The organism is Marinobacter sp. C2H3, from assembly GCF_037080155.1.
In the GTDB taxonomy this organism is placed as follows: domain Bacteria; phylum Pseudomonadota; class Gammaproteobacteria; order Pseudomonadales; family Oleiphilaceae; genus Marinobacter.
In genome coordinates this window covers 169,133-194,465 of the sequence record NZ_JBBBNZ010000002.1, presented here as the reverse complement: position 1 = coordinate 194,465, position 25,333 = coordinate 169,133, and the positions used below count along the sequence as shown (strand labels likewise).

Below are 25,333 nucleotides of genomic sequence, written 5' to 3'. Positions count from 1 at the left end.
TCATGATTCGGCAACACGGTCAGTGCGCGCGCCCAGGGCGCTTTCGACACCGGGGTATTGGCCGCCGGCTACTGGTGCTGGTGATGCTTTTACCCGGGTTCGCCAGCGCCGAAAGCGATCTGGACCGGCTGCACGCCGGGATTGTCCGCTATGCCCTCGATACCGGTGATCTGCCCAGGGCGGTGCTGATGGCCCGCACGTTGACGGGTGACGACGCGGCCTTTCTTCGCGCCCGGGTAGCCTATGCCAGCGGCCGGCGAGCGTTGGCCATACAGTCTTTCGCGTCGCTGGCCAGTGGACCTCAGGCGCAACCCCGTGCCGCGCTTCTGTTGGCCCGTGCCAGGGTCGCACAGGGCCACCCCGATGCGGCACTGCCCTGGTTCCGGCAGGTTGCAGCGCGGGGCTTTGGCAGCGCCCGCCAGGAAGCACTCTACGCCATTGCCACCCAGCAGAGGCTGGCCGGGGATTCGGAAGCGGCGGGCCGGACGCTGGCGGCCATGGAACCGGGCTACTGGTCGGCGTTGGGGTACCAGAACCTGGCAACGGACTACGCCAACAACGATCACAGCTCCGCCAGGGCACTGGTCGCACTGCGGGTAGCCCTGGCCATGGTCGGCGCGGAAACCGATCCGTCCCGGGCCCGTGACCTGCGGGACCGGCTGTTGCTGCAGGCGGGCTACCTGTCCTATCGCAGTAACGACTTCGACAAGGCGGTCGGTTTCCTGTCCAAAGTGTCCCTGGAGGGGCCGGTAACGCCCGAGGCGCTGTATTTTCACGGCCTGGCGCTGTCTGCCCAGGGCAATCAGCGCGCGGCCCTGCAGAGCTGGCACCGGGCCAAGAAGTTTCCGCTGGCGTACCCGGGGGCGTCTGATGCCTGGCTGGGCACCGGCCGGGGGTACGATCTGGCCGGATATCTCGGTCAGGCGGGCGAAGCCTACCTGGCTGCCAACGCCGCGTTTGAAAGCGAGCAGGTTACCCTCAGGAAGCTGACCGACACCGTTCGGGCGCAGGGCGCCTACGAGGCGCTGGTGGCGAACGCCGGCGCCAGCGAGGGAGCCTGGTTCCTGTCCGGATCCGGCACCCTGCGCCAGCCACGGCAGGCTTATCTGATGGCGTTTCTGGAGGATGCTGGCGCTCAGGCGGCGGTCGCGCGCCTCGCCACGCTGGTTGGTCTTGAGGCGCGGGTGTCCAGGGAGCGACAGGATCTTGGTGTACTGGCCGCTGAGCTTCGCCGTGCCGGGCGCTCGGGTGCGCCTGGTCTGGATCGCGTCACCCAGGCGCTGACACGCCACAGCGCGCTTCTTGAGGACATGACCTCCGCCCTCGGGGCGCTGCAAAAGGCCTCGGGCGCCGAGCTCGACCGGCTGGCTCTGGCATTCCTGGGTGAGCAGGATCGCCGGATGAAGGTTGCCTCCGACAAAACCGAACAGCAAATTGCACACCTTTACGATTACCTGGCGCTCCAGGCTCTGCCGGAGCAGGCGCCATGATCCGGTTGCCTGCCGCTACCGTCTCCCTGATTGTCCTGATGCTGGCCAACTTGGCCCCGTCACAGGCCGCGGCTCAGGAAGCGTTCCAGGTGCAACTGGACCGGGACGGCGAAACCATCGGCGACATGCGCCCGGTATTTCTGAAGTTTGAAAGCCGGCCGTTGCCCGCGATTTCCCCCGAGGAAGTCGGCCGTCGCTATCTGCGACTGTTCGAAACCTCCAAGGCGCCCGATGTGCGCGTGGACGCGTTCAACCGGCTGGCCAACATCCGCGCCCGCTCGGGCCGGAATGTGGGGTATCGGGACGACCAGGAAGCGGGGCTTTACCGGGAGGCGCTGGACAGCTACCAGGCCATCCTCGACCAGGGCCGATACGCCGGCCGGCTGGATGAACTGCTGTACCAGATGGCCAAGGCCCACGCCCTGGTGGGCGAGCCGGACGCTGCCACTGAACGGCTGGAGCAGCTGGTTGGACTGTACCCCAAGTCTTCGTATGCCACCGAAGCGCGATTCCGGATTGCCGAGGCGGACTTCGCTGCAGGCCGGTACACCCAGGCCGCCTCCGGCTATCGGGCGGTGATTGCCTCAGGCGGCGACGCATCGGGCCAGGCTCTGGCCACCAAAGCCCGCTACATGCTGGGTTGGAGCCAGTTCAAGCAGGGGCCTGCGACCTGGGCCGACGCCGCCCGAACCTTTGCCTCCGTGCTGGACGAGACGCTGCCGGACGCGGCCAGCCTGAACGCGGTGCCGACCTCATCGGTGGACACCCTCGACGACACACTCCGGATTCTGGCAGTGATGGCGCAACGCAAAGAGGGGCTGGCCAGCCTGGATGCCTGGCTCGGTGAGACCGAGCCCAGGCCTTGGACGGGGCTGGTATACGACCGCCTCGCGGATCTCTACGCCACGGAAGGTCAGCCGGACAAAAGCGTGGCGGTGAACGAGGCGTTTGTCCGCCGCTATCCGGGCCAGCCCTTTGTCGCCGATTTCCGAGCCCAGACGGTGGCGGTGTGGACGGACGCCGGGCAGCCGACCGCGGTTCGGCACGCAAAAGCGTCATTCGTCGCTGCCTATCGAGGCCGCGACGCTTATCAGGGTTTGCCCGCCAGACACCAATCCCGCTGGCGCGACTACGCCCGGACGCTGGCGGACACCGCGTACGCGAAGGGTTCGGCGGAGCAGGGCGCCAACCGGGTAACGGCGTTTGACCGGGCGGCGGATTATTACGAGGCGCTGGCGAACCGGGCGACCGAGCCGGGCCCGGTCTGGCGGCTGGCCGGGGATGCCCGCCTGCAAGCGGGCGAGGATGATGCGGCCATTCGCGCGTTCCGCACCGCCGGATATGAAGTGCCGGGTTACGCCGAGGCGGCGGATGCCGCCTGGGCCGCCGTGGCGGTGCTGCGCCGAAACGCACCGGATGGGCCAGGGCCGAGCAGCGCCGAAGCTCAGCCTGATCCGGCGGCGGGTGAGAACAGATTGGCGGCCCTGTCGTCCGAAGTGACACGGTTTTCGGGCGCTTATCCGCAGGATGGCCGGCTTCCGGCCGTCCAGGCCGACCTGGCCAATCGGTGGCTGGCGCTCGGAGATCGCGCTCAGGCGCTGGCCTGGGCCGGCCGGGTGCTGGATCACCGTGAGCTGAAGGCCGGACAGCGGTACGACGCCTGGCTGGTGACCGCCCGGGTTCAGCAGGCCGACGGCGAATGGTCCATGGCGGAGCGCGCCTGGCAGAATGCGCTGGCGGTGCTGGATGAACAGCGCCGGGCCCGGGGCCAGGATGCGGGCCTGGACCATGGCCAGAGGCCGGCGTTGGTGGCCCAGTTGGCGACGGTGATATACCAGCAGGGGCGGGCCGCGGCTGGCCGGGGCGATGTGGACGAAGCCGTTCGTCATTTTCGCCGCATTCAGGCGGCTTCGCCTGGCTCGGAGACCGCAGTCCGCGGAGAGTTTGATGCGGCGAACACGCTGCTGCGCGCCCGCCGCTGGCCCGAGGCCATCGACAGCCTGGAGGCGTTTCGGAGGGCCTACCCGGAACACGACCTGAGCGGCCAGATCCCCGAGAAGCTGGTTTACGCTTATTCCGAATCTGGCCAGCCCGTCCGGGCTGCCGACGAGTTGGTTGCCCAGGCGAACAGGGCCAGCGCGCCCTGGCCGATGCGGTTAAGGGCTGCGGAGCTGTATCACAACGCCGGGGCCGTTCAGGAGCGGGACGCGCTTTACCGGGCTTACCTGGATACCGCTCCGGTACCGGATTCTGCTGAGGCATTCGTTCAGACTCAGACCTTCCGGCACCGGTTGGCAACCAGCGCCGGCAACGATGAGGCCGCCCGGCGGACGTGGCAAGCGAGTCTGGTTAGCGCGGAACTGGGTAGCCCGTGGCATTCGGAGGATACCCTGGCCTGGAGTGCCGATGCGGCCCTGGTGATGGGCGTGCGAGCCGCCGAGCGGTTCGAAGGCATTGCCCTGAAGGCGCCCCTGGCTGAGGCCCTGGACCGCAAGCAGGCGGCCCTTGAAGCCGCTCGAGAGCGCTTTATGCAGGCCGACCAGTTGGGTGGCGACCGCCATCATTCCGAAGTGCTGTTCCGCCGCGCCGAGCTATACCGGCAGCTCGCCGCCGACCTGATGGCCTCCGAGGTGCCGGACACCCTGAGTGAAATGGAAGCCGCTCAATACCAGATGTTGCTGGAAGAGCAGGCCTACCCCTTTGAGGAAAAGGCCATTGATCTTCACGCCCAGAATCATCAGGGGTTGAGGGCCGACGCCTACGACCCATGGATTGAACGCAGCCTGGCGGCATTGGCAAAGCTGAACCCCGGGCGCTATCAGCGCGGTTTGCGCTGGATGACCTGGAGCGGGGAGGGCCAGCCGGGTGCGTAAACTTGACGCCAACCATCATCGTCGCCAACCGGACGTTCTGCCAGCCCACACGCTTGGTCTGCTGGTTGTCCTGGTGCTGTCCGTCAGCGGCTGCGCCACAGGGCCTTCGACCCTGCAGGACAGCGACGCGAAAACCCGGGATCCAGCCGCCGCTGCGGTGCTGGTGGAAGCGGGTCGATCCGCCTGGGCGCAGGGCAACGCGGACCTGGCCATCACCCAGTGGCAACAGGCGCTGGCACTGAACCCGGACGACGCCACCACCGCGAACAACCTTGCCGTCGCGCTCAAGGACGAACACCACTATCGCCAGGCGGCCGAAACCCTGCGCCAGGCGATTCAGCGTGAGCCCGACGTGCCGAACCTGCACTACAACCTGGGTGTGATTTCCGAGCTTTACCTGCTTGATTTGCCCGAAGCGTTGGCCCAGTACCGCGCCTATCAACAGCTGACCGGCGGCAGCGACAGCGAGGTCGACGGGTGGATTGCCGATCTGGAGCGGAGGGTGAATCCATGACGCCACGGTTCTGCGCTACCCGTGTGGCCCGCACCCGCAAGGCTGGTTTGGCGCTTATCGCCCGACGCGGCCTCCTGATGTTCCTGGCACTGGGGTTGCCGGCCGCGGCCCTGGCCGCCTCAAAGGCGGGCCCGGACACCGGGCGGGTAGCCGCTGGAAAATCCACGGTTGCCCTGGGCATTGATGGCATCACCGCCAGCACCGGCGAGGACGAGCCCCGCCTGCTGGTTATCCTGCCCTGGCAGCCGCCAACGCTGCCGGGCCGGGCCCGGGTCGAACTGCCAGAGGACGCTCCGATGCTGGAGCGTCCTCTGGACCCCCGGGTTATTGAACACCACCGCCGCTTCCGGGAGTCCCTTGATCCGGATGCCCTGACCGCCGGCGGTCCACAGCCCTAACTGAGCAGTAGAACACGGAGACAACAACGCTATGGATACCCTCGTACGTTTCTTTCAGGAAGGCGGCGCTTTCATGTACCCCATCGCTCTGGTGCTGGCCCTGGGCCTGGCCATTACCCTGGAGCGGTTTCTGTATCTCGGCTCGGTCCGCCGGCGTAACCGGATGGTCTTCGAAAAGGGCATCCTGCCGGCACTGCAAAAGCGGGATTACCGGCAGGCCATGAAGGCGGCCAGCGCATCCGATAGCGCGATCGCGGCGATCATGTCGGCGGGGCTGGGGCGCCTGCTCAGCAACGCCCGAAGGGACGAGATCGAATACGCCATGGAAGAGGGCCTGATGGAAGTGCTGCCCCGACTGGAAAAGCGGACCCAGTACCTGGCCACCCTGGCGAACATCGCCACGTTGCTTGGTCTGCTGGGCACCATCATCGGTCTGATTTCTGCATTCACCGCCGTGGCGGCCGCCGATCCGTCACAGAAAGCCACGCTGCTCTCCGGCAGTATCTCGGTGGCCATGAATACCACCGCCTTCGGCCTGATGTCCGCCATCCCCCTGCTGGCGTTCCATGCGCTGCTGCAGACCCGAACCAATGAGCTGGTAGACAGCTTTGAGATGGCCGGGGTAAAGCTCCTTAACCTGGTGTCAGAACCCCAGGCGGCGGCACGGGCGGCGGCCTGATGTCGGGCTGGTTTGACGTGAGCCGCGGCACCAGGAGGCGGATATGAGACGACGGCATCGGCGCTTGAATCACGCGCCTGATCTGGACATTACCGCGTTCATGAACCTGATGATCGTGCTCGTGCCCGTGCTGCTGCTGGGCATGGTGTTCAGTCAGATGCGCACCATTGACCTGAACTTTCCCGGGCAGGGCGGTGAGCCGCCCCCGGCGGATCAGGTGCAACTGCAGATTACGCTGTTACCCGGGGGGCTGTCCGTGGCGGATTCCAAGCGCGGCGAAATCAAGGCATTGCCCCTGACCAACGGCCAGCAGGATTTCGAGGGCCTGCGAGAGACGATGAAAGCCCTCAAGGCCCGGTGGCCGGAGAAGACCGACCTTGTACTGCAGGTTGGGCCCGACGTGGACTATCAGACCCTGGTCACCACCCTCGACACCGTGCGGTCATACCCGACCGTCGTGGCGGCGAGTGTGGTGCAGGCTGAACTCTTTCCGGACATTGCGCTGATGGACGCCCCGCCAGCGACGTCTGTGAGCAGCGGAGGAGGCGCGTGATATGAAAAGCTCCCAGCGGGCAAAGCGTCTGCGCCGCCACTACGGACGGATGCACAAAGCGGGCGGCCTGAATCTGGTGTCGCTGATGGATATTTTCACCATTCTGGTGTTCTTCCTGATGGTGAATTCCTCGGACGTCAAAGTGCTGCAGAACAGCGCCGACGTGCCTCTGCCGGAGTCGACGGCAGAGCAGCCTGCGGTAGAAAACCTGACCGTTCAGGTCTCCGGCGGGGCCATTCTGGTTCAGGGCCGGGAGGTTGCCCGGCTGGACGCTTTGAGCCCGGAGGACGGGCAGGGCGCCAGCATCGCCGGGCTGTCTGAGGAACTTCGCTACCAGCGGGAGAAACGGACGTCAGTGCCGGAGGACGGGCTGCCGATCACCATCATGGCGGGCCGGGACACCGATTACCGGCTGCTTCGCCGAATCATGCAGACCTGCGTGAATGAACGCTTCCAGCAGGTCCGCCTGGCGGTGGAGCCGCGGCCAGGTGAGGGCGCGGGAACCGGAACCGGCGCTGGCGGAGGGCCTCGCCATGGGTGATGCCTTGACAAGGCCGCTGGTCGCTGCGGCCCAGTTGCCCTGGGCGAGGCAGTCCTCGGATCAGCTGCGATTCACCGCCAGCCTTGCGGTGGTGGCGATCATCTTTCTACCGCTGGCGCTGTGGATTCCCTCGCTCAGCCTGCCGGAGCCGGATCGTAAGACTGTCGAGCAGGTACCGCCGGCCCTGGCCCGCCTGGTCCAGCCGGTACCTGAAGTGCCAGAAGTGAAGGTGCCGGAGCCGGTCGTGACGCCGGAGGCCCAACCCGAGCCCGCCCCGAAACCGAAAGCGGAGCCCCGCCCTGAGCCAACGGTTGAGCAACCGCCGGCCCCGACGCCCGCCGTGGCACCGCCCGAACCAGAGCAGGTCCCGGCGCCGCGCACTCAGACCGTGGAGCAGGCCCGCCGGACCGCGTCCCGGTCCGGCCTGCTGGCCATGAAGGACCGGTTGGCCGCCATGCGGGCGCCGGACCCAGCGCCGCCGCCAGTGCTGACGGCCAACACCCGGGACGCGGCCGCGCCGACAGCTTCGACGCAGGCGACCGGCTCGGTGCTGGCGGACAGTGGCGGCGCCACCATCATGGATCAGCCCGCTACCCGGGAGCTGGCGGTGGCGGAACATCGGGTGAAGACCGTAGACGCCCCCCGGGAGGCCGCCGCCAAAACAGTGGCGAAGTCGTCCGCGAAGAGCCGAAACCCGGCCGAAGGCGAGCGCTCCATGAGCAACATCCGCCAGGTCTTCGACGCCCAGAAGGCCGCGCTGTATGCACTGTATCAGCGGGCGCTCCGCAAGGATCCGACCTTGCAGGGGAAAGTCCTGCTGGAGCTGGTGATTCAACCGGACGGCTCCGTCTCGGATTGCCGGGTGGTCAGCTCGGAGCTGAATGACCCGGACCTCGAAAAGCGTCTGGCTCTGCGGGTCCGACTGTTCGACTTTGGTGCCAGCAAGGTGTCGACCCGAACCGTGCGTTTCCCGGTGGATTTCCTGCCGGGCTGAGGGCGGCGTTCGGGTCTACCTCCGGGGGGACAAAACTGCTATTCTCACCACCACTTTTTTGGGCTGCTACTTTTGTCGAGTTGATTTTTTAATCACGAAAGCATGGGTAGACCGCGAGAATAAGACGCGCCAAACAGGAGATGGTGATGGATTTTGAGCAGTTCTATCAGGACAAGTATCCCGCCGGCATTCCCCGGGAAGTGGACCTGGACAAGTACCAGAGCATGGTGGAAGTGTTCGACCAGGCGGTTCGAAAGTATGCCGACCGCCCGGCCTTCAGCGCCGTCGGCGTCACACTGACTTACCGTGACCTGGATGTCCAGAGCCGCAATTTTGCGTCCTGGCTGCAGAACAAGACCGATCTCAAACCTGGTGATCGCATTGCCGTGCAATTGCCCAACCTGCCCCAGTATCCGGTGGTGGTGTTTGGCGCCATGCGCGCCGGCCTGATCGTGGTGAACACCAACCCGCTGTATACCCAGCGGGAAATGGAGCACCAATTCAACGATTCCGGTGCCCGTGCCCTGGTGGTGCTGGCCAACATGGCCGGCACGGCGGAAAAGGTGATCCCGCAGACCGGCATTGAGCACGTGATTGTCACTGAAATCGCCGACCTGCACTCGCCGCTCAAGCGCACCCTGATGAACGCGGTGGTCAAGCACGTCAAGAAGATGGTGCCACCGTTCCACATTCCCGGTGCCCACAAGCTGCCGGCCGTCCTGTCCGCCGGTGCCCGGGGTAAGTTCGAGCCCGTGGCCTGCAAGAAGGACGATATCGCGGTGCTGCAGTATACCGGTGGCACCACCGGCGTCGCCAAGGGCGCCATGCTCACCCACGGCAATCTGGTGGCCAACCTCCTGCAGGTCCGCCCGATGATGGAAGACACGGTGGTCGAGGGCAAAGAGGTGGTCATCGCGCCGCTGCCTCTCTACCACATCTATTCGTTCACGCTGAACTGCGGCATCATGCTGGAGGCCGGCGCCCATAACATCCTGATCCCGAAACCCCGTGATATCCCCGGCTTCGTCAAGGAACTGAAAAACCACAAGTTCACTGCGTTCCTGGGCCTGAACACGCTGTTCGTGGCGCTGTGCAACAACGCCGAGTTCAAGGCCCTGGACTTCAGCTCCCTGAAGCTGACGTCCTCCGGCGGCATGGCGCTGACCAGCGATACCGCCAAACTGTGGCAGCGGGTGACCGGCTGCGAGATTTCCGAAGGCTACGGCATGACGGAGACCTCCCCGGTGGTCACGTTTAACCCCCACAGCGCCATCCAGATTGGCACCATTGGGCTGCCGATCCCGTCCACCCTGGTCAAGACCATTGACGAAGAGGGCAATGAGACCCCGTTGGGTGAGCCTGGCGAGCTGTGCGTCAAGGGCCCGCAGGTGATGCGTGGTTACTGGCAGCGGCCGGAAGACACTCGCAAATCCTTCACCGACGACGGCTATATCAAGACCGGTGACGTGGCGGTGATTCAGGAAGACGGCTATCTGCGCATCGTGGATCGTAAGAAGGACATGATCATTGTGTCCGGCTTCAACGTCTATCCGAACGAGGTCGAGGACGTGGTAAGCAGCCATCCGAAGGTGGTCGAGTGTGCCGCCGTTGGTGTGCCGGATGAGAAGAGCGGCGAGGCGGTCAAGGTGTTCCTGGTACCCACCGCCGAGGGCGTGACTGAGGCCGAACTCAAGGAGTTCTGCCGGGAACGGCTCACCGCCTACAAAGTGCCGAAGTTCTTTGAATTCCGGGATGAGCTGCCCAAGACGAACGTGGGCAAAATCCTGCGCCGGCAGCTCCGGGATGAAGAAAAGAAATAAGGCGCATTGCCTGTCGCAAACCCCGCTTCGGCGGGGTTTGCCGTTTTAAGCCTCGCGGTTTCCCGCTAGACTGTGCAGCCCAATAACCACCGTCATTCCAGGTTCCATGCCGGCACAGAGCACCCGTCTACACCGATGAGTAAATCCAGATCCCGTCCTGCTGTATCCTCGACCCCGGCCGCCAAGGCCCTGTTGGACCAGCTGGGCCAGTGCAATCAGCTGGAGGCCGCACGCATCGTCCGCACGCTGTCCCGGTTCAAAGGCGGCGACCCGGACGACAAGACCCTGGAGAAGCTTCGCGGGTGGCTGGACACCGGCCTAGAGCGGGTGCGCGAACGCCAGGCGCTGCACCGCCCCCTGAGCTTTCCGGCGGGCCTACCGGTTTCCGACCGGGTTGAGGATATCCAGGCCGCCATCGAGGGCCACCAGGTGGTCATCGTTGCCGGCGAAACCGGCTCCGGTAAAACCACTCAGATTCCGAAGCTCTGCATGAACCTGGGTCGCGGCACCCGCGGCCTGATCGGCCACACCCAGCCCCGGCGGATTGCCGCCCGCAGCGTCGCGGCGCGGATTGCCGAGGAAATCGGTGAGTCGGTGGGCGGCCAGATCGGCTATCAGGTGCGCTTTACCGACCAGACCTCCGAGCGCTCCCGGGTCAAGGTGATGACCGACGGCATCCTGCTGGCGGAGGTCCAGCACGACCGGTTCCTGGACCGCTACGACACCCTGATCATCGACGAGGCCCACGAGCGCAGCCTCAACATCGACTTCCTGCTGGGGTACCTGCAGCAACTGCTGCCGAAACGGCCGGACCTGAAGGTGATCATCACGTCCGCGACCATCGAGGTGGAGCGGTTCAGCCGGTTTTTCAACGACGCACCGGTGATTGAAGTCAGCGGCCGGACCTACCCGGTGGACATCCGCTACCGGCCATTGGCCGGGGATGAGGATGACCGGGACCAGAGCTGGAACGACGGCATTCTGAGCGCGCTGTCCGAAATTGAAGACCACGAGCGCGAACAGCGGCAGCCGCCGGGCGACGTGCTGGTTTTCCTGCCCGGTGAGCGGGAAATCCGCAACCTCAGCAAGGTGCTGCGGCACGCGGACCTGCGCCACACCGAGGTGCTTCCCCTTTACTCCCGGCTCAGCAACCAGGAGCAGAACCGGGTGTTCCAGGCCCACAAGGGCCGGCGCATCGTGCTGTCCACCAACGTGGCGGAAACGTCGCTGACGGTGCCGGGTATCCGCTACGTCATCGATACCGGCGTGGCCCGAATCAGTCGCTACAGCGTCCGTTCCAAGATCCAGAGGCTGCCCATTGAACCGGTGTCCCAGGCCAGCGCCAACCAGCGCGCCGGTCGCTGTGGCCGGGTGGCGCCGGGCCTCTGCTTCCGCTTGTTTGACGAATCCGACTTCCTGAATCGGCCGGAGTACACCGATCCGGAAATCCTGCGCACTAACCTGGCGTCGGTCATTCTGCAAATGACGACCCTTGGGCTGGGTGACATCCGCCAGTTCCCGTTCCTGGAAGCGCCGGACGGGCGGCAGGTCAACGACGGCTACAAGCTGTTGGAAGAACTCAGCGCCGTGGACGAACGCCGCCGCCTGACGCCACTCGGGCGAACCATGGCGCGCCTGCCCCTGGATCCGAGGCTGGCCCGGATGCTGGTGACTGCCGCCGAGCTTGGCAGCCTGGCAGAGGTACTGGTGGTCATAGCCGGACTGAGCGTGCAAGACCCCCGGGAACGGCCCCAGGACAAACAGCAGGCCGCGGACCAGGCCCACGCGCCGTTCAACGACAAAGAATCGGATTTCGCGACCCTTCTGAACATATGGAACTGGTACGAGGAGCAACGCCAGGACCTGTCCCAGAACCAGCTCAAGAAGCTGTGCCAGAAAACCTTCCTCAGCTGGATGCGGATGCGGGAATGGCGGGACATTCACCGGCAGCTCACCCTGATTTGCCGGGAGCAGAAACTGTCGTTCAATCGGGAGCCCGCCAGCTACGACCCGATCCACAAGGCCATTCTGGCTGGCCTGCTTGGCCAGGTGGCGGTAAAGGTGGAGAAACGGGAGTACCTGGCCACCCGTAACCGCAAGGTGCAGCTGTTTCCCGGGTCCAAAGTGTCCCGGAGCGCGCCAAAGTGGATTGTGGCGGCGGAAATCGTCGAGACCAGCCGGGTGTTCGCCCGCATGGTGGCGGCCATCGAGCCGGAATGGGTGGAGCCGCTGGCTGGGCACGTGGTGAAACGTCACTACTTTGAACCGCACTGGGAGCAGAAGCGCGCCCAGGTGATGGGCTATGAAAAGGTCACCCTTTATGGCCTGGACGTGGTGCCCAAGCGGCGGATCAGCTACGCCAGCATTGATCCGGCGGAATGCCGCAACCTGTTTATCCGGCGCGCACTGGTGGAGGGTGACTACCACACCCGCGCGCCGTTTATCGCCCGTAACCGTGAGCTACTGGACTCGGTGGATGACCTGGAGCGCAAGACCCGGCGCCGGGACCTGCTGGTGGACGACGAGACCCTGTTCACGTTCTACGATGAGCGTCTGCCGGCGGATATCGTCAGTGGTCGCCATTTTGAGACCTGGTGGAAAGGGCTGTCACAGGACGAACTGAAACACCTGGAACTGACCGAAGCGGATGTGATGCAGCGGGCCCTGGACGATCAGGCCGGCCAGCAGTATCCCGATTACCTGGAATGGGAGGGGGTTCGTTACCCGCTGAGCTACGAGTTTGAACCCACCAGTGAGCGCGACGGCGTGACCCTGCAGGTACCCCTGATGGCGCTGCGTCAGATTCCCAGCCGACGGCTGGAGTGGCTGGTGCCCGGGCTGCTGCGGGAAAAGTGCATTGCGTTGGTCAAAGGCTTGCCCAAGGCGTTGCGGCGGAACTTTGTGCCGGTGCCGGATTTTGTGGACGCGGCGCTGGCCAACCTGCAGCCCTCCAACGAGCCGCTGACGGCCCAGTTGGGGGAGCAACTCCGGCGCATGACGGGTGTCCGCATTGACCCGGCCGCCTGGTCGGAAGCGGAACTGCCCCGACACCTGCGAATGAACCTCCGGGTGGTGGGGGATCAGGGTAAAACGCTGGGAGAGAGCCGGGATGCATCGGAACTCCAGGACCGGCTTGAGGGCAGGGCGGAGGCGGCGCTGGCGTCCGCCGAAACCGATTCCCGCCAGGGCGCGGAGGTATCGTCGCACCGGGAATGGGCGTTTGGTGATCTGCCCGAGCAGGTCCAGACCGAACGCGGTGGTATGGAGATCACCGTTTGGCCGGCACTGGAGGACCTGGGGGACGCGGTCCGCGAGACCCGGTGCCTGGACCGGCTGACCGCTGCGCAGACCCACCAGCGGGGGGTGGCCCGGCTGATCATCCAGCGGTTCGGCAACACCCTGGCCGACCTGGAGCGCAAGCTGCCCAGATTCAAACAGTCGGCGCTGATGTTTGCGCCGGTGGGCCAGGCCCGTGTGTTGCTGGACGATCTGCTGCTGGCCACCGTGATGGAGCACTTTCTGGCCGACGACGTGCCCCGGACCCGGGCCGCGTTTGACGCCTGCTTTGACCACCACCGGGGCGACTTTATCCCGGCCCTGGAGGCTGCCGACCGTCGCCTGCACGACGCTATGGGCGGTTACCAGAAGGTGGCCCGGCAGCTCAAAGGCAAAATCCCGCTGGCCCTGGCCAACAGCCTGGCAGACCTGAAGTTCCAGCTGTCCCAATTGGTGTACCCCGGGTTTCTGGTGGCCACGCCGTCCGACTGGCTGGCACGCTTCGGCGTGTACTTCGAGGCCTGCCTGGTCCGACTTGAGAAAATGCCCCGGGAGATGGGCCGGGAACGGGAGTTCCTGCACACTATCGAGCCTCTGTGGCGCCGCTACGTCAGCAAGCGGGATGAACAACAGCGGCAGGGCATCAGTGACCCGGAGCTGGTGCGTTACCGGTGGATGCTGGAAGAGTTCCGGGTCTCGTTCTTTGCCCAGCAACTGGGCACGGCGGTGCCGGTGTCGGTACAGCGGCTGGACCGACAGTGGGAGCAGACCCGCGTGTGACGCCGGTTGGGCCGGAATGCTCCGATCCGGTGCGCGAAAGCCGGTGGGCGCGGGACATTGGTCCCCAGTGTGATAAACTTTGCCGCCAAGGGATGCGTTGTCATCAAGTGTTTATTCTCCTGACGTGGGGTTAGCGTGATTAAAGCCGTCATCAGCGGTACCGGTCTGTACACACCGCCCGCCACCATCGATAACGACGAACTGGTTGCCGCATTCAACGAGTTTGTGGATCTGTACAACGCCGAGCACGCCGATGCCATTGAGCGGGGCGAGGTGGCGGCGCTCCAGCCGTCGTCCTCGGCGTTCATCGAGAAAGCCTCCGGCATCCAGCGCCGCCACGTGATCAACAAGGACGGCATCCTTGACCCCCGGCGCATGACCCCGTCCATCCCGGAACGCAGTAACGACGAGCCCTCGGTGCAGTGCGATATGGCCGTGGCCGCCTGTAACGAGGCGCTGGCCCAGGCCGGGCGCACAGCAGCAGACGTGGACGCGGTCATCGTGGCCTGCTCGAACCTGCAGCGGGCCTACCCCGCCGTCTCCATTGAGGTTCAGCAGGCTCTCGGCATTGACGGCTTTGCCTATGACATGAACGTGGCCTGCAGCTCCGCGACGTTCGGCCTGCAGGCGGCGGTGAACGCTGTCGAGAACGGCACCGCCCGGGCCGTGCTGGTGGTGAGCCCGGAAATCTGCTCCGGCCACCTGAATTTCCGGGACCGGGACAGCCATTTCATTTTCGGCGACGCGTGTACCGCCATTCTCGTAGAGCGGGAAGAGAGCGCCGGTGCGGGCCAGGGTTTCGAGATTCTCGGCACCCGCCTGAAAACCCGGTTCTCCAACAACATCCGGAACAATTTCGGCTTTCTGAACCGGGCCGACGAGTCCGGCGTGGGCAAGCCGGACAAACTGTTCGTGCAGGAAGGCCGCAAGGTGTTCAAGGAAGTTTCGCCCATGGTGGCACAGACCATCCAGGATCATCTGGAGGCGTTGTCCCTGGCGCCATCGGATCTGCGGCGGATGTGGCTGCACCAGGCCAACCTGAACATGAATCAGCTGATTGCCCGCAAGGTGCTCGGCCGGGACGCGGATCGAGAGGAAGCCCCGGTGATCCTGGACGAATACGCCAACACCAGTTCCGCGGGCTCCATCATTGCCTTCCACAAACACAAGGATGATCTGAAGCCCGGGGATCTGGGCGTTATCTGTTCGTTTGGTGCCGGTTACTCCATCGGCAGCGTGGTGGTTCGCCGCCGCTAAGCCGTCTGGCGCTCAGCCACTGCTGGCGAGCGCCCGAAGGGTGTCGGGCAGGGCCGTGGAGGTTCTTGCCGACCGATCAAACCAGACGATTTTCGCGTAACCTTCTGAGTACAGGGCGCCGGTATCGGCGTCCACCAGTCGGTGGTAGGTGTCGAGGCTCGTGGTGCCGGCTTTGTCGGCGTAGGTCTCCACCACCACCGTGGCCGGGTGCGTCAACTCCTTCAGAAAGGTCGCGCTGGTCTTTATAATAACGGGGCCGGTGGGCTCTTCGGGGCCACCGACGCCGAGGGATGCGAGCCAGGTAATCCGCGCTTCCTCGAAGAATCGGAAGTAAACCGTGTTATTGGCGTGGCCGTATGCGTCCATGTCACCCCATCGCAGCGTCATGGTTAGGGTGCTAACATGATTGCCCGGTACTGTCATGCGGTCCTCCGGTTGGCAACAAAGACAATGAAAAAGCGCCGGTATTGTTGACGAACTGAAACCAGAATCACAACCCAAGAGCACACGATGAACGTAATTTTTCTCCGGCGCTTACTGACCTCACTGATACTGTTCGGTGCGCTTTTGCCTGCCCTCGTGCAGGCACAGGCCATGGAACAGCCGGCCCCAGCGGATGCCGGCCCGGTATCGGCCAATGATCCCTATGAAAACTGGAACCGCAGGGTTTTCGTGTTCAACCAGTACGTCGATCGTTACGCGCTGAAGCCGGTGGCCCAGGCGTACCGTAAAGTGACGCCGAACCTGGTGGACCAGGGGGTGACCAATTTTTTCAATAACCTCCAGGAGGTGCGCAACTTTATCAACAGCGTGCTCCAGGCCAAGGGCGAGTCGGCGGTGGTGGCGTTTGGGCGCTTCACCTTCAACACCGTGTTTGGCGTGGCGGGCGTTTTTGACGTTGCCACCAAATTCGATCTTCCGGAACAGCCGGAGGATTTCGGCCAGACCCTGGCGGTGTGGGGTGTCGGCTCCGGGCCGTACCTGATGTTGCCGCTGCTGGGCCCGGCCACGCCGCGGTATTTCACCGGCCTGGCCAGCGATGGCTTTGTGTTCCCGTCGCCCTGGGATGAAATTGACAGCCCGGAAACCTATTACGCCCGTGCCTTGCAGATTGTTGACAAACGCGCCGACCTGATCCCGGCGGAGGCGTTTATGTCAGGCGACCAGTATGTCTTCGTGCGTAATGCCTTTCTTCAGCGTCGACAGTATCTCATCAACGACGGCAAGGTGGTTGAGGATCCCTTTGCCAGCGGCGATGATGACAACGTGATGCTTGAGGACTTCTGACGGAACCGCGATGTACTACGACTTCTTCGGCTTTCGGGAACCGCCGTTCTCGATCGCGCCGGACCCGCGCTACCTGTACCTGAGCGACCGCCACAAGGAAGCCCTGGCGCACCTTATGTATGGGGTTCAGGGGCAGGGCAGCGGTGGGTTCATTGTCATCACCGGAGAAGTCGGCACCGGCAAGACCACGGTCAGCCGGTGTTTTATCGAAAACGCCCCCGAAAACGTCGATATCGCGCTCATTCTCAATCCCCGCCTGTCCGCCCGCGAGCTGTTATCCGCGGTTTGCGACGAACTGGAAATCGCCCATGCGGCGGAGGCTTCCATCAAGCAGATGGTGGACCTGATCAACCGGGACCTGCTCAATGCCCATGCAAGGGGGCGCCACAAGGTTCTGATGATCGACGAGGCACAGAACCTGTCCGCGGACGTGCTTGAGCAATTGCGCCTGCTCACCAACCTGGAAACCGCCGAGAAAAAGCTGCTGCAGATTGTGCTGCTGGGGCAGCCGGAACTGCAGCAGGTGCTGGCATTGCCGGAACTGCGGCAGCTCAACCAACGCGTCACCGCACGCTATCACCTGGACGCCATCGCCGCCGACGATCTGCCCGGTTACCTGCGCTATCGGGTGAGCGTCGCGGGCATTCGTGGGGATCTGTTTACCGCCGGAGCGATCAAGCGGTTATACCGGGAGAGCCAGGGTATTCCCCGTTTGATCAACCTGATCAGCGATCGGGCGCTGCTTGGCGCTTACGCCGAAGGCGATCATGAGATCCAGCGCGCCCACATCCGCCAGGCCGCACGGGAGGTCAAGGGCCCCTTGCGGCTGCGCCGACCCATCCGAAGCAATCCGCTGGCCTGGGGAGCGTTGGCGCTGGTTGCCGTGCTGGCGGTGGCCGGCTTGCTGGCACGGGATCTCTTCGCGCCGGCCGACAGTGCGCCCTCGGCAAACACGGCGTCGTCGGACGAATCCCCGCCATTGGCTCCGTCCCCGGAGGCAGAGGCCGACGACGTACGGATCGGGCAGGTGCAGCGGGCCGCAGACGGTGAAGAGCCGCCGGACCTCCATACCCTGTTGCTGGACGATACTCAGGCGTTTTCCGCGCTGTTTGGGGCTTGGGGCAAACGCCTTGAGACGGGTGGCACCGCGCCCTGTGATCAGGCGGAGCAGGAAGGTCTGGCCTGCCTCGACCGCCAGGGGACGCTGCGCAGCCTGATGTTTCTGGACCGGCCGGCGTTGCTGCGCCTGCGGCTGGACGATGGGCGCCAGGGCGCCGTGGTTGTCACCGGTCTGGATAGCGGCCAAGCCACGCTGAGCCAGCCGGACGGCCAGCGGTTGACGGTCCCCGTGGACGCCCTTGAGGCCTCCTGGTTCGGCGATTACACCGTGCTGTGGCAACGCCCCGAGCTGCCGACGGGAGACGGTTCCGGCGAGCCTTTATGGCTGGATGCCCGGATGATGACGCTTGCGGACCGGCTGGCACCGTCCGAAGCGGAACGTGACCGGCTGATCCGACTGCCGACGGAAGACCAGGTGAAGTGGTACCAGTCCCTGCGGGGCCTGACCGTGGATGGCATTGCCGGGGGCATGACGATTATCCAGATGAACAACGATCTGGACGCGGCGGTGCCTCGGCTGAGCCGGGCGCAACCGGCGGCGGCCGGCGAGGATCTGGCCAGGCAGGGAACAAACTGATGTCGTACATTCTGGATGCCCTGAGAAAGTCTGAGTCCGAGCGCCACCGTGGCAAGGTGCCCGATCTGGGCCAGTCGGTGCAGATGATTCACCGTCCGCGCAAGCACCGTCGGCTGTCGCCGGTGGTGTGGATCGTCCTGGCGCTGCTGGTGAATGCGGTGGTGCTGGCGGTGGTTTTCTGGCCACGCCCGCAGTTTGCGACGCCTGCGGCGGACGCCTCCCCGGTGGTCGCCCCCCAGAGGGCGTCGTCCCAGGGCGCAGCGCCGCTTTCCGCTGCCAGCGGGTCCAACACGAACGATGACAACACCCGTGCCGCGTCGGCCGACGATGCTGCTTCGCAGGCGGCCCCGGTCGTTTCACCGATGGGCCAGGCGCCGGAGCCAGCGGCCCTCGACGCCCCGCCAGAGCAGGTATCGCCCGCCGTCGCGGCGCCCACGATTATCGTGCCGGCGCCCCGCCGGGCGTCGGCGCCCTCCGGGATGACAGCGGCCATCAATTCCGATACGGTGCCGCATCTCATTGAGTTACCCCTGTCCTTCCAGAGGCGTGTGCCCGATTTGACCTTCAACAGCCACATCTATTCCTCCGATCCCCAGGCCCGCCGGGTCATGATCAACGGGCAGTACCTGCGCCCCGGTGACCGGTTCGACGGGCTGACCGTAGAGGGCATCACCGAGGATGCCGTGGTGCTCAGCCTCGATGGCCAGCGGTTCCGCATTGGCGCCATGCGCGACTGGATGAGTCCCCGCTGATGGCGCTGTCAGACTCGGTCAAGCAGGATATCCAGCAGGCCTATCGGGACGTTCTCGCCGGCAAGGGCATCAAGGCCCGATACGGCCAGCGCTTGATGATTGCCGAGATCGCCCGCTACATGGGTGAGATCACCGACAACGATGGCCAGCGCACGTCCCCGCCGGCCACCTGCGTGGTGGAAGCGGGTACCGGTACCGGCAAGACCCTGGCCTACCTGATTGCCGCGATCCCGGTGGCGCGGGCGCTGGGCAAGACACTGGTGATTTCCACGGCCACCGTCGCCCTTCAGGACCAGATTGTGCTCAAGGACCTGCCGGATCTGAAAAAGCACTCCAATCTCTCGTTCTCCTGGACTCTGGCCAAGGGCCGGGGCCGCTATCTGTGCATGTCCCGCCTGGAAGCCCGGCTGCACGATGAGGGCAACGGCGACAGCGACACCATGCCGCTGTTTCTGCTGGACGAGACCACGGCGGATGAGCCCGGCACCCGGGCGTTTTTCGAGCAGATGCTGGCCAGCTACGGCTCCCGCGCCTGGGACGGCGACCGGGATCACTGGCCGGAGCAGATTCCGGATGCGGTGTGGCGCCAGGTCACCACGGATCATCGGCAGTGCACCAACCGGCACTGCCCCTACTTTGACAGCTGCGCCTTTTTTGATGCCCGCAAGGACCTCGATGCCGCAGACGTCGTCGTGGCTAACCACGATCTTGTTTTGGCGGACCTTGCCCTGGGCGGTGGCGCGATTCTGCCGGAACCGGAAAACGCGCTGTTTATCTTTGACGAAGCCCACCACCTGCCCGATAAAGCGCTCAATCACTTTGCCGCCTCGGTGCCCCTGAACGGCACACGGCAATGGTTGAAACAGGTGTCCCAGGCGCTGGTGAAAATGCAGCCCTATCTTCCGCCGGATACCCAGGCGGCGCGCATGCTGGACAAGATTTCCGGCGCCGGCCGGGAGCTGGATCAGATGCTGGCCCGGGTCTACGAATACGCGGAACAGAACACCGTGTGGGAATTCAGCGAAGAGCGGCGCAGCGCCCAGTGGCGATATCCGGAAGGCGCGCTACCGGAGATGCTGGCCTCACTCGCCGCCGAAGCCAGGCTCTCAACCGCCACCCTGGTGCGCCAGATGGGAGCGCTGGCGGACGAGCTGCAAGGCGCGTTCGACGAGCGCAAGGAACACGAGATAGACCGGGAAACGGCTGAGGCCTGGTACCCGGTGGTCGGGGCATTTCACAGCCGTTCCGAAGAGCAGCTGAGGTTGTGGGCGGCCTGGTGTGAGACCTTTGAAGGGCCGCCTCCGGCCCGCTGGGCGGTGCGCCAGCGCTGGGATCACGCCGAAGACATTACCTTCTTCAGTTCTCCGGTGCTCGCGGACAACCTGCTGTACGCCCGGCTCTGGTCCCGGACCTACGGCGCCGTGCTCACCAGCGCCACGCTGACCGCACTTGGCCGGTTTGACCGGCTCCGTTCCCGGGCCGGCCTGCCGGAGGCCAGCCGTTATCTGGTGGTGCCCAGTTCGTTCCGCTACGGCGACATGGCCACCGTGGAAGTGCCGTCGATGCCGGCCATGCCCACCGATGACGGGTTCACAGATGCCCTGGTGAAACGCCTGCCATCGCTCTGGGCAGGGGAGAAGGCCACCCTGGTGCTGTTTACCTCCCGCCGGCAGATGCAACAGGTGAGAGATGCCCTGGCGCCAGACCATCCGGACCTGATCATTACCCAGGACGATATGGCCAAAGGTGAGGTGCTGCGCCAGCACTGTGCCCGGGTGGACGAGGGCCGGGCCAGCGTGTTGTTTGGCGTGGCCAGCTTTGCCGAGGGCATTGATCTTCCCGGTAAGTACCTGCACCACGTGGTCATTACCCGGCTGCCGTTTTCGGTGCCTGACGATCCCATCGAAGCCAGCCTGGCCGAGTGGGTCACGCAGCAGGGTGGTAATCCCTTTATGGAGATCACGGTGCCGGACGCCTCCATCAAGCTGGTTCAGGCGGTGGGGCGGCTGCTGAGGACCGAGCAGGACACCGGCCGCGTGACCATTCTGGATCGCCGCATTGTGTCCCGCCGCTACGGCCAGCTTCTATTGGACGCGCTACCGCCGTTCAGACGCATCATCGAGCGCTGATTCCCGCGATACCGCCGATTCCCGCCGCGCCGCCAGTCGTTCGCTTGACCAAAAAAAAGAGCCAACCGGGGTTGGCTCTTATCAGCGGGTCACAGGACCCAGGCGTCGAAACAACGCGGAACAAGGGGAATCTGAAGGCCTGAAGTTTCAGAATTCCGGGGGAGGCTGTGCCTCACCGTCGAAACCATCTTAGGTCGGAAAAGGGGGTAGGTGGATCGTCCAAAGGGCGTAGTGGGCGTAAGCTCTGGCGGAAAACTGTGACAGCGGTCACACTTTAGGATGAGTCGGTGGCGGAGAGGGAAGGCCGCTAGCGTTCCAGGAGCCCGAGCGTGCGGGCCCTGGCCAGCGCTTCGGTACGCCGCGAGACGGCGAGTTTACCGTACAGGTTGCGGATGTGCGCCTTGACCGTGGCCGGCGCCACCTCCATGGCCCGGGCAATCTCCTTGTTGGCCAGGCCCTGGTGAATCAGCGCCAGTACTTCCTGCTCCCGCTGGCTCAGGGGCTCCGGCAGTGCGTCGTTGGACGCGGCGTCGGGAACCGCGATCGTTTCGCCAGCTTCTTTTTGCTCCCGGGTTGACGCATGGGGGCTCGAGCCCGCTTCGTCGGCGTTCGCCACCTGCGCCAGCATCTCTCGCAGTGCCTGGTGCCAGCGCCCTGGCGCCTTCAAGGCCGGCAGCCTCGCCAGGCAGCCTCGCAGGCGCGGGCCTTCCTCGGCAAACAGCCGGCTCAGCCCCGACTCCGCCGCCCGCTCCAGCGCCAGGGTCAGCAGGGTGTTGGCATCGCCGGGCCGGTCCATCCGGTCCATGGCTTCAGCTGAGATCAGCAAAACTTCCACCAGATGCAAATGATGGGCGTCCCGCTCCGCGTCGCTGCGCAGCGGCATCAGGCTTTCCAGCGCCGCTCTGGGCTGATCCTGGGCGTTCAGTACCCGGGCGCGAGCCAGGTGGTATTGCTCCCGGTGCAGTGGGTTGGCGATGGCCTCCAGCGACTCTTGATCCAGGCAGGTGCTGGCTCGCTCGACGTCGTCGATGGCCAGATAGCAGCGGGCCAGCAAGGCCGCACTCAGGGGCGGTTCAAACAGAATGTGTTCGCGCCGCTTGCGGGCCACCTGCCGGGCGTCTTCCAGGGCGTCGATGGCCTCGCTCCAGAGGCCTTCGCTGAAGGCCAGGTGCCCCGCTACATGCTGGATGATCACATGCTGGCCGGGCTCCGTGCCACGCCGCACATGCTCCAGCAGCGGTGCCAGGTGGCTGTGGGCCAGCGGGAGTTCGTTTCGCTCCCGGCAGATTTCGGTCAGTGCCGCGTTCTGCCAGCAGGAAATCAGCCGGGGCTGGCTCGGGTCGGCGTAATGCTGGTCAACCCATTGACGCACGTCCGTGCAGGTCTGGAGCGCTGCGTCGATCTGGCCCCGGTGGTACTGAATCCAGGCGAGCAGGCCGCCGCTGGACAGCGCGGTACTGGGCTTGCGTTCCACCTGTCCGTAGTGCACCGCTGCCCGCAGCGCCTCGACGGCGCCGGGCAGGTCCCCCTCACCGTAGCCGTCGAGGCCGAGCCCGTAGTAGGTCACGGATTTCAGGGGAATGCGGGTGTGGTCGATGTCTTCCAGCACTTGCCGGGTCAGGTCGTTGGCCCGCTTGTCGTCGCTGCGGGTGCGGGCCAGATAGGAACGCACCAGGGCAATTTCGCTGTTCAACCCGAGGGCGCCTTCAGCGTCAGGGTGTGAATCCGCGACTCGGCGATCCAGCAGATCTTCCAGGGACAACAGCAGCGGTTCCAGGCTATCCACCCGGTTGGCAAAAAATAGCCCCCAGACCCGCAGCATCTGCAGCTGCGGACTCTGGCGGACCAAGTCATCGGGCAGGGCATCGAGCCATTCCAGTACCGGCAGGTGAAAGCCCCCGTGGATCAGATTATTGCCATGCTCTGCCAGGACCTGGGCGAGCCAGGGCCAATCCTGCTGCCGGACAATCTGCGCTATGGCTTCCTGAACGTGGCCGTGGCCCAGTAGCCAAGTGACGGTGATGCGCCAGAGGCGGTCGGCGCGTTCCGGATCGGTCTGGGCCAGGCGCTGGCGTAGGGCGTCCCGGAACAGGTCGTGGTAGCGGAACCATTCGTTACGGTTGTCCAGGGGAATCAGGAACAGATTCTGCCGGAGCAGTTCCTCGAGCATGGCCTGGCTATCCTCCCGCTCGCGAAGGATGTCGCACAGGGAAGCGGTCAGCCGCGGGCAACAGGCGGTATCAAGCAGGAAATCGGTGGTTTCAGGCGGCTGCAGTGACAGCACCTCCGTCAGCACATAATCACTGATCTGGCGCTCGTCGATGTCCCAGCGCCCCGCCTCACTGGCGCCGGGCATGGGCGCACGGCCGCCAGACAGCGCGGATAGCTGCATGGCGGCGACCCACCCCTCGGTTTTCCGGCAGATGGCCCTGGCCTCGTCGTCCGACAGATCCACGCCCATTGTGGTGCGGAAGAACGCCAGGCATTCGTCTTCGGAAAACGCCAGTAGGCCGGGGTGGATGTCTTCCACCCAACGGCGTACCCGCCAGCGGTTCAGGGGCAGATGGGGCTCCGTACGGGAGGCCAGTGTCAGGCGTTTGCCGGGGGGGAGATAGTCCAGAAACCAGGCGATCTGCCGGTGGATGGCGTCGTGGTCGATGCAATGATAGTCATCCAGAACCAGCGTCCAGTCGGCGTTGTCCCGGGCCAGCTCGTTGATGATGGCGGTGATCACGGCGGTCATGTCGTCGCCGCTCTGGCGATTCAGTATCCGGTGGCATTCGGCCATGCCGGGCAGGCCGGCGTATTCGAAGGCGCCGGTCACGTACTGCCAGAATCGGCGGGGTTCGTTATCGTGTTCGTCCAGGGAGAGCCAGGCGGTGGTGTCCGAGGTAGTGGCGCACCACTGGCTGACGAGGGTGGTCTTGCCAAAACCGGCGGGCGCCACGACCAGGGTCAGCCGGTTGGCGCCGCTGGTCTCCAGCCGCGAGCGCAACCGGTCCCGGGGCACCGCGCGGGGATCGGAAGAGGGCCGGAGGAACTTGGTGGTCAGCAGCATGGCGTCTCGCGGTCTGGCATCGTCAGACGGTCAGGGCATTGTCGATGGTGCAGTGTACAAGTCAAGCGCGCGGGCGGCACGGGTTATGGCAAGGGTTATGAGCGCAGCAGGCGAAAATGCCATTTTGGTCTAAACTTTCTGGAAGATACTGTATATAGTGAAAAAGAATGAAAAATAAAGTTTTTATGCGGGAGTCCGGCCCTCGATGAAACTACAACAGTTGCGCTATATCTGGGAAGTGGCCCACCACGACCTCAATGTCTCGGCGACCGCCCAGAGCCTGTTTACCTCCCAGCCGGGTATTTCCAAACAGATACGGTTGTTGGAGGACGAGCTCGGCCTTGAGGTGTTTGCCCGCTCCGGAAAACACCTGACCCGGGTCACCCCGGGCGGCGAGATCATCATCCGCGAGGCCGGTGAGATCCTGCGGCGCGTGGACGGTATCAAGAAGATCGCCCAGGAGTTCAGCAACCAGCGCAAGGGCGAACTGAGCATTGCCACCACTCACACCCAGGCCCGATACGCGCTGCCGCCCATTATTCGCGGGTTTATCGAGGCCTATCCGGACGTGTCCCTGCACATGCACCAGGGCACGCCGATGCAGATTTCTGAAATGGCCGCGACCGGCGCCGTCGATTTTGCCATCGCCACCGAGGCCATGGACCTGTTCAACGACCTGATCATGATGCCCTGCTACCGTTGGAACCGCAGCATCATCGTGCCCAAGGATCATCCCCTGGCCAACAAACCGGACCTGAGCCTGGCGGAGCTGGCGGAGTACCCGTTGGTGACCTACGTATTCGGCTTTACCGGCCGTTCCCGCCTGGACGAGGCCTTCCAGTCCCAGGGCCTGTCACCGAAGGTGGTGTTCACGGCGGCGGACGCGGATGTGATCAAGACGTATGTGCGCCTGGGCCTTGGCGTGGGCATCATCGCCTCCATGGCGTTTGATCCGAAAACCGACACCGATCTGGTGGCCCTGGATGCCCACAACCTGTTCCGACCCAGCGTCACCCGCATCGGTTTCCGGAAAGGAACCTTCCTGCGGGGATACATGTACGACTTTATCCAGCGATTTGCCCCGCACCTGACCCGGGAGAAGGTGGACGCCGCCGTGGCGCACCAGGGGAACAGGGCGGAAATAGAAGCACTGTTCAAGGACGTGACGCTGCCGACCTATTGAAGGCTCGCGGGAACCCGAATACCCGGGGTCAGATGAGACTCATCTGACCCCTG

At 64.7% G+C, this 25,333-nt stretch carries 18 protein-coding genes; 16 read left to right on the top strand and 2 right to left on the bottom strand.

Annotation, left to right across the window (positions count from 1 at the left end):
• The first annotated feature begins 2 nt into the window (after window positions 1-2).
• The 11 genes from V3388_RS05990 (at window position 3) to V3388_RS05940 (ending at window position 15,175) form a co-directional block, all read left to right on the top strand.
• Window positions 3-1,490 carry a hypothetical protein gene (locus tag V3388_RS05990; RefSeq protein WP_336366632.1) on the top strand — a complete coding sequence of 496 codons (1,488 nt, stop codon included), beginning with the start codon at window positions 3-5 and terminating at the stop codon, window positions 1,488-1,490.
• Complete coding sequence (locus V3388_RS05985; protein ID WP_336366631.1) at window positions 1,487-4,363, top strand: tetratricopeptide repeat protein; 2,877 nt, start codon at window positions 1,487-1,489, stop codon at window positions 4,361-4,363. The genes V3388_RS05990 and V3388_RS05985 overlap by 4 nt, the downstream gene beginning before the upstream one ends.
• On the top strand, window positions 4,356-4,877 hold the full coding sequence (locus V3388_RS05980) for a tetratricopeptide repeat protein (protein ID WP_336366630.1): 522 nt from the start codon (window positions 4,356-4,358) through the stop codon (window positions 4,875-4,877). Before V3388_RS05985 ends, V3388_RS05980 begins: the two co-directional genes overlap by 8 nt.
• On the top strand, window positions 4,874-5,275 hold the full coding sequence (locus V3388_RS05975) for a hypothetical protein (RefSeq protein ID WP_336366629.1): 402 nt from the start codon (window positions 4,874-4,876) through the stop codon (window positions 5,273-5,275). The genes V3388_RS05980 and V3388_RS05975 overlap by 4 nt, the downstream gene beginning before the upstream one ends.
• Window positions 5,276-5,306: 31 nt before the next feature.
• Complete coding sequence (locus tag V3388_RS05970) at window positions 5,307-5,954, top strand: MotA/TolQ/ExbB proton channel family protein (RefSeq protein ID WP_336366628.1); 648 nt, start codon at window positions 5,307-5,309, stop codon at window positions 5,952-5,954.
• Window positions 5,955-5,997: 43 nt separating this feature from the next.
• Window positions 5,998-6,507 (top strand): ExbD/TolR family protein, encoded by a 510-nt coding sequence (locus V3388_RS05965; RefSeq protein ID WP_336366627.1) that lies wholly within the window; start codon window positions 5,998-6,000, stop codon window positions 6,505-6,507.
• 1 nt (window position 6,508) lies between these two features.
• On the top strand, window positions 6,509-7,048 hold the full coding sequence (locus V3388_RS05960; RefSeq protein WP_336366626.1) for an ExbD/TolR family protein: 540 nt from the start codon (window positions 6,509-6,511) through the stop codon (window positions 7,046-7,048).
• Complete coding sequence (locus V3388_RS05955; protein ID WP_336366625.1) at window positions 7,041-8,042, top strand: AgmX/PglI C-terminal domain-containing protein; 1,002 nt, start codon at window positions 7,041-7,043, stop codon at window positions 8,040-8,042. The genes V3388_RS05960 and V3388_RS05955 overlap by 8 nt, the downstream gene beginning before the upstream one ends.
• Window positions 8,043-8,188: 146 nt before the next feature.
• Complete coding sequence (locus V3388_RS05950) at window positions 8,189-9,862, top strand: AMP-binding protein (protein WP_336366624.1); 1,674 nt, start codon at window positions 8,189-8,191, stop codon at window positions 9,860-9,862.
• Window positions 9,863-9,997: 135 nt separating this feature from the next.
• A complete protein-coding gene (gene hrpA / locus V3388_RS05945) occupies window positions 9,998-13,918 on the top strand; it encodes an ATP-dependent RNA helicase HrpA (RefSeq protein WP_336366623.1) in 3,921 nt (1,306 codons plus the stop codon).
• 135 nt (window positions 13,919-14,053) lie between these two features.
• On the top strand, window positions 14,054-15,175 hold the full coding sequence (locus tag V3388_RS05940; protein WP_336366622.1) for a beta-ketoacyl-ACP synthase III: 1,122 nt from the start codon (window positions 14,054-14,056) through the stop codon (window positions 15,173-15,175).
• A gap of 12 nt (window positions 15,176-15,187) precedes the next feature.
• Here the strand turns inward: V3388_RS05940 and V3388_RS05935 are convergent, their stop codons facing one another.
• Entirely contained in the window at window positions 15,188-15,598 is a 411-nt protein-coding gene (locus V3388_RS05935) for an acyl-CoA thioesterase (protein ID WP_336366621.1), read from the bottom strand.
• Between the two features lie 87 nt (window positions 15,599-15,685).
• On the opposite strand from V3388_RS05935, the gene V3388_RS05930 reads away from it, so the two are divergent.
• The 4 genes from V3388_RS05930 to dinG are packed head-to-tail and all read left to right on the top strand — an operon-like array spanning window position 15,686 to window position 21,039.
• Window positions 15,686-16,462: an MlaA family lipoprotein gene (locus tag V3388_RS05930; RefSeq protein WP_336366620.1), complete on the top strand. Its 777-nt coding sequence runs from the start codon at window positions 15,686-15,688 to the stop codon at window positions 16,460-16,462.
• Window positions 16,463-16,472: 10 nt separating this feature from the next.
• Window positions 16,473-18,158 (top strand): ExeA family protein, encoded by a 1,686-nt coding sequence (locus V3388_RS05925; RefSeq protein ID WP_336366619.1) that lies wholly within the window; start codon window positions 16,473-16,475, stop codon window positions 18,156-18,158.
• A complete protein-coding gene (locus V3388_RS05920; RefSeq protein ID WP_336366618.1) occupies window positions 18,158-18,910 on the top strand; it encodes a general secretion pathway protein GspB in 753 nt (250 codons plus the stop codon). Before V3388_RS05925 ends, V3388_RS05920 begins: the two co-directional genes overlap by 1 nt.
• Window positions 18,910-21,039 (top strand): ATP-dependent DNA helicase DinG, encoded by a 2,130-nt coding sequence (gene dinG / locus V3388_RS05915; protein WP_336366617.1) that lies wholly within the window; start codon window positions 18,910-18,912, stop codon window positions 21,037-21,039. Before V3388_RS05920 ends, dinG begins: the two co-directional genes overlap by 1 nt.
• 307 nt (window positions 21,040-21,346) lie before the next feature.
• Here the strand turns inward: dinG and V3388_RS05910 are convergent, their stop codons facing one another.
• The gene (locus V3388_RS05910) at window positions 21,347-24,097 is read right to left on the bottom strand and encodes a LuxR C-terminal-related transcriptional regulator (protein ID WP_336366616.1); all 2,751 of its coding nucleotides are present in this window, start codon (window positions 24,095-24,097) and stop codon (window positions 21,347-21,349) included.
• 205 nt (window positions 24,098-24,302) lie between these two features.
• On the opposite strand from V3388_RS05910, the gene cysB reads away from it, so the two are divergent.
• Entirely contained in the window at window positions 24,303-25,280 is a 978-nt protein-coding gene (gene cysB, locus V3388_RS05905) for an HTH-type transcriptional regulator CysB (RefSeq protein ID WP_336366615.1), read from the top strand.
• The last annotated feature ends 53 nt before the right edge of the window (window positions 25,281-25,333 follow it).

What these genes read in the sequence shown, in the direction of transcription:
- cysB (WP_336366615.1), top strand. Translation starts at nt 24,303, where the DNA reads ATGAAACTACAACAGTTGCGCTATATCTGGGAAGTGGCCCACCACGAC.
- dinG (WP_336366617.1), top strand. Translation starts at nt 18,910, where the DNA reads ATGGCGCTGTCAGACTCGGTCAAGCAGGATATCCAGCAGGCCTATCGG.
- V3388_RS05975 (WP_336366629.1), top strand. Translation starts at nt 4,874, where the DNA reads ATGACGCCACGGTTCTGCGCTACCCGTGTGGCCCGCACCCGCAAGGCT.
- V3388_RS05970 (WP_336366628.1), top strand. Translation starts at nt 5,307, where the DNA reads ATGGATACCCTCGTACGTTTCTTTCAGGAAGGCGGCGCTTTCATGTAC.
- V3388_RS05910 (WP_336366616.1), bottom strand. Translation starts at nt 24,097, where the DNA reads ATGCTGCTGACCACCAAGTTCCTCCGGCCCTCTTCCGATCCCCGCGCG.
- V3388_RS05965 (WP_336366627.1), top strand. Translation starts at nt 5,998, where the DNA reads ATGAGACGACGGCATCGGCGCTTGAATCACGCGCCTGATCTGGACATT.
- V3388_RS05925 (WP_336366619.1), top strand. Translation starts at nt 16,473, where the DNA reads ATGTACTACGACTTCTTCGGCTTTCGGGAACCGCCGTTCTCGATCGCG.
- V3388_RS05985 (WP_336366631.1), top strand. Translation starts at nt 1,487, where the DNA reads ATGATCCGGTTGCCTGCCGCTACCGTCTCCCTGATTGTCCTGATGCTG.
- V3388_RS05960 (WP_336366626.1), top strand. Translation starts at nt 6,509, where the DNA reads ATGAAAAGCTCCCAGCGGGCAAAGCGTCTGCGCCGCCACTACGGACGG.
- V3388_RS05990 (WP_336366632.1), top strand. Translation starts at nt 3, where the DNA reads ATGATTCGGCAACACGGTCAGTGCGCGCGCCCAGGGCGCTTTCGACAC.
- V3388_RS05930 (WP_336366620.1), top strand. Translation starts at nt 15,686, where the DNA reads ATGAACGTAATTTTTCTCCGGCGCTTACTGACCTCACTGATACTGTTC.
- V3388_RS05920 (WP_336366618.1), top strand. Translation starts at nt 18,158, where the DNA reads ATGTCGTACATTCTGGATGCCCTGAGAAAGTCTGAGTCCGAGCGCCAC.
- V3388_RS05935 (WP_336366621.1), bottom strand. Translation starts at nt 15,598, where the DNA reads ATGACAGTACCGGGCAATCATGTTAGCACCCTAACCATGACGCTGCGA.
- V3388_RS05950 (WP_336366624.1), top strand. Translation starts at nt 8,189, where the DNA reads ATGGATTTTGAGCAGTTCTATCAGGACAAGTATCCCGCCGGCATTCCC.
- hrpA (WP_336366623.1), top strand. Translation starts at nt 9,998, where the DNA reads ATGAGTAAATCCAGATCCCGTCCTGCTGTATCCTCGACCCCGGCCGCC.
- V3388_RS05955 (WP_336366625.1), top strand. Translation starts at nt 7,041, where the DNA reads ATGGGTGATGCCTTGACAAGGCCGCTGGTCGCTGCGGCCCAGTTGCCC.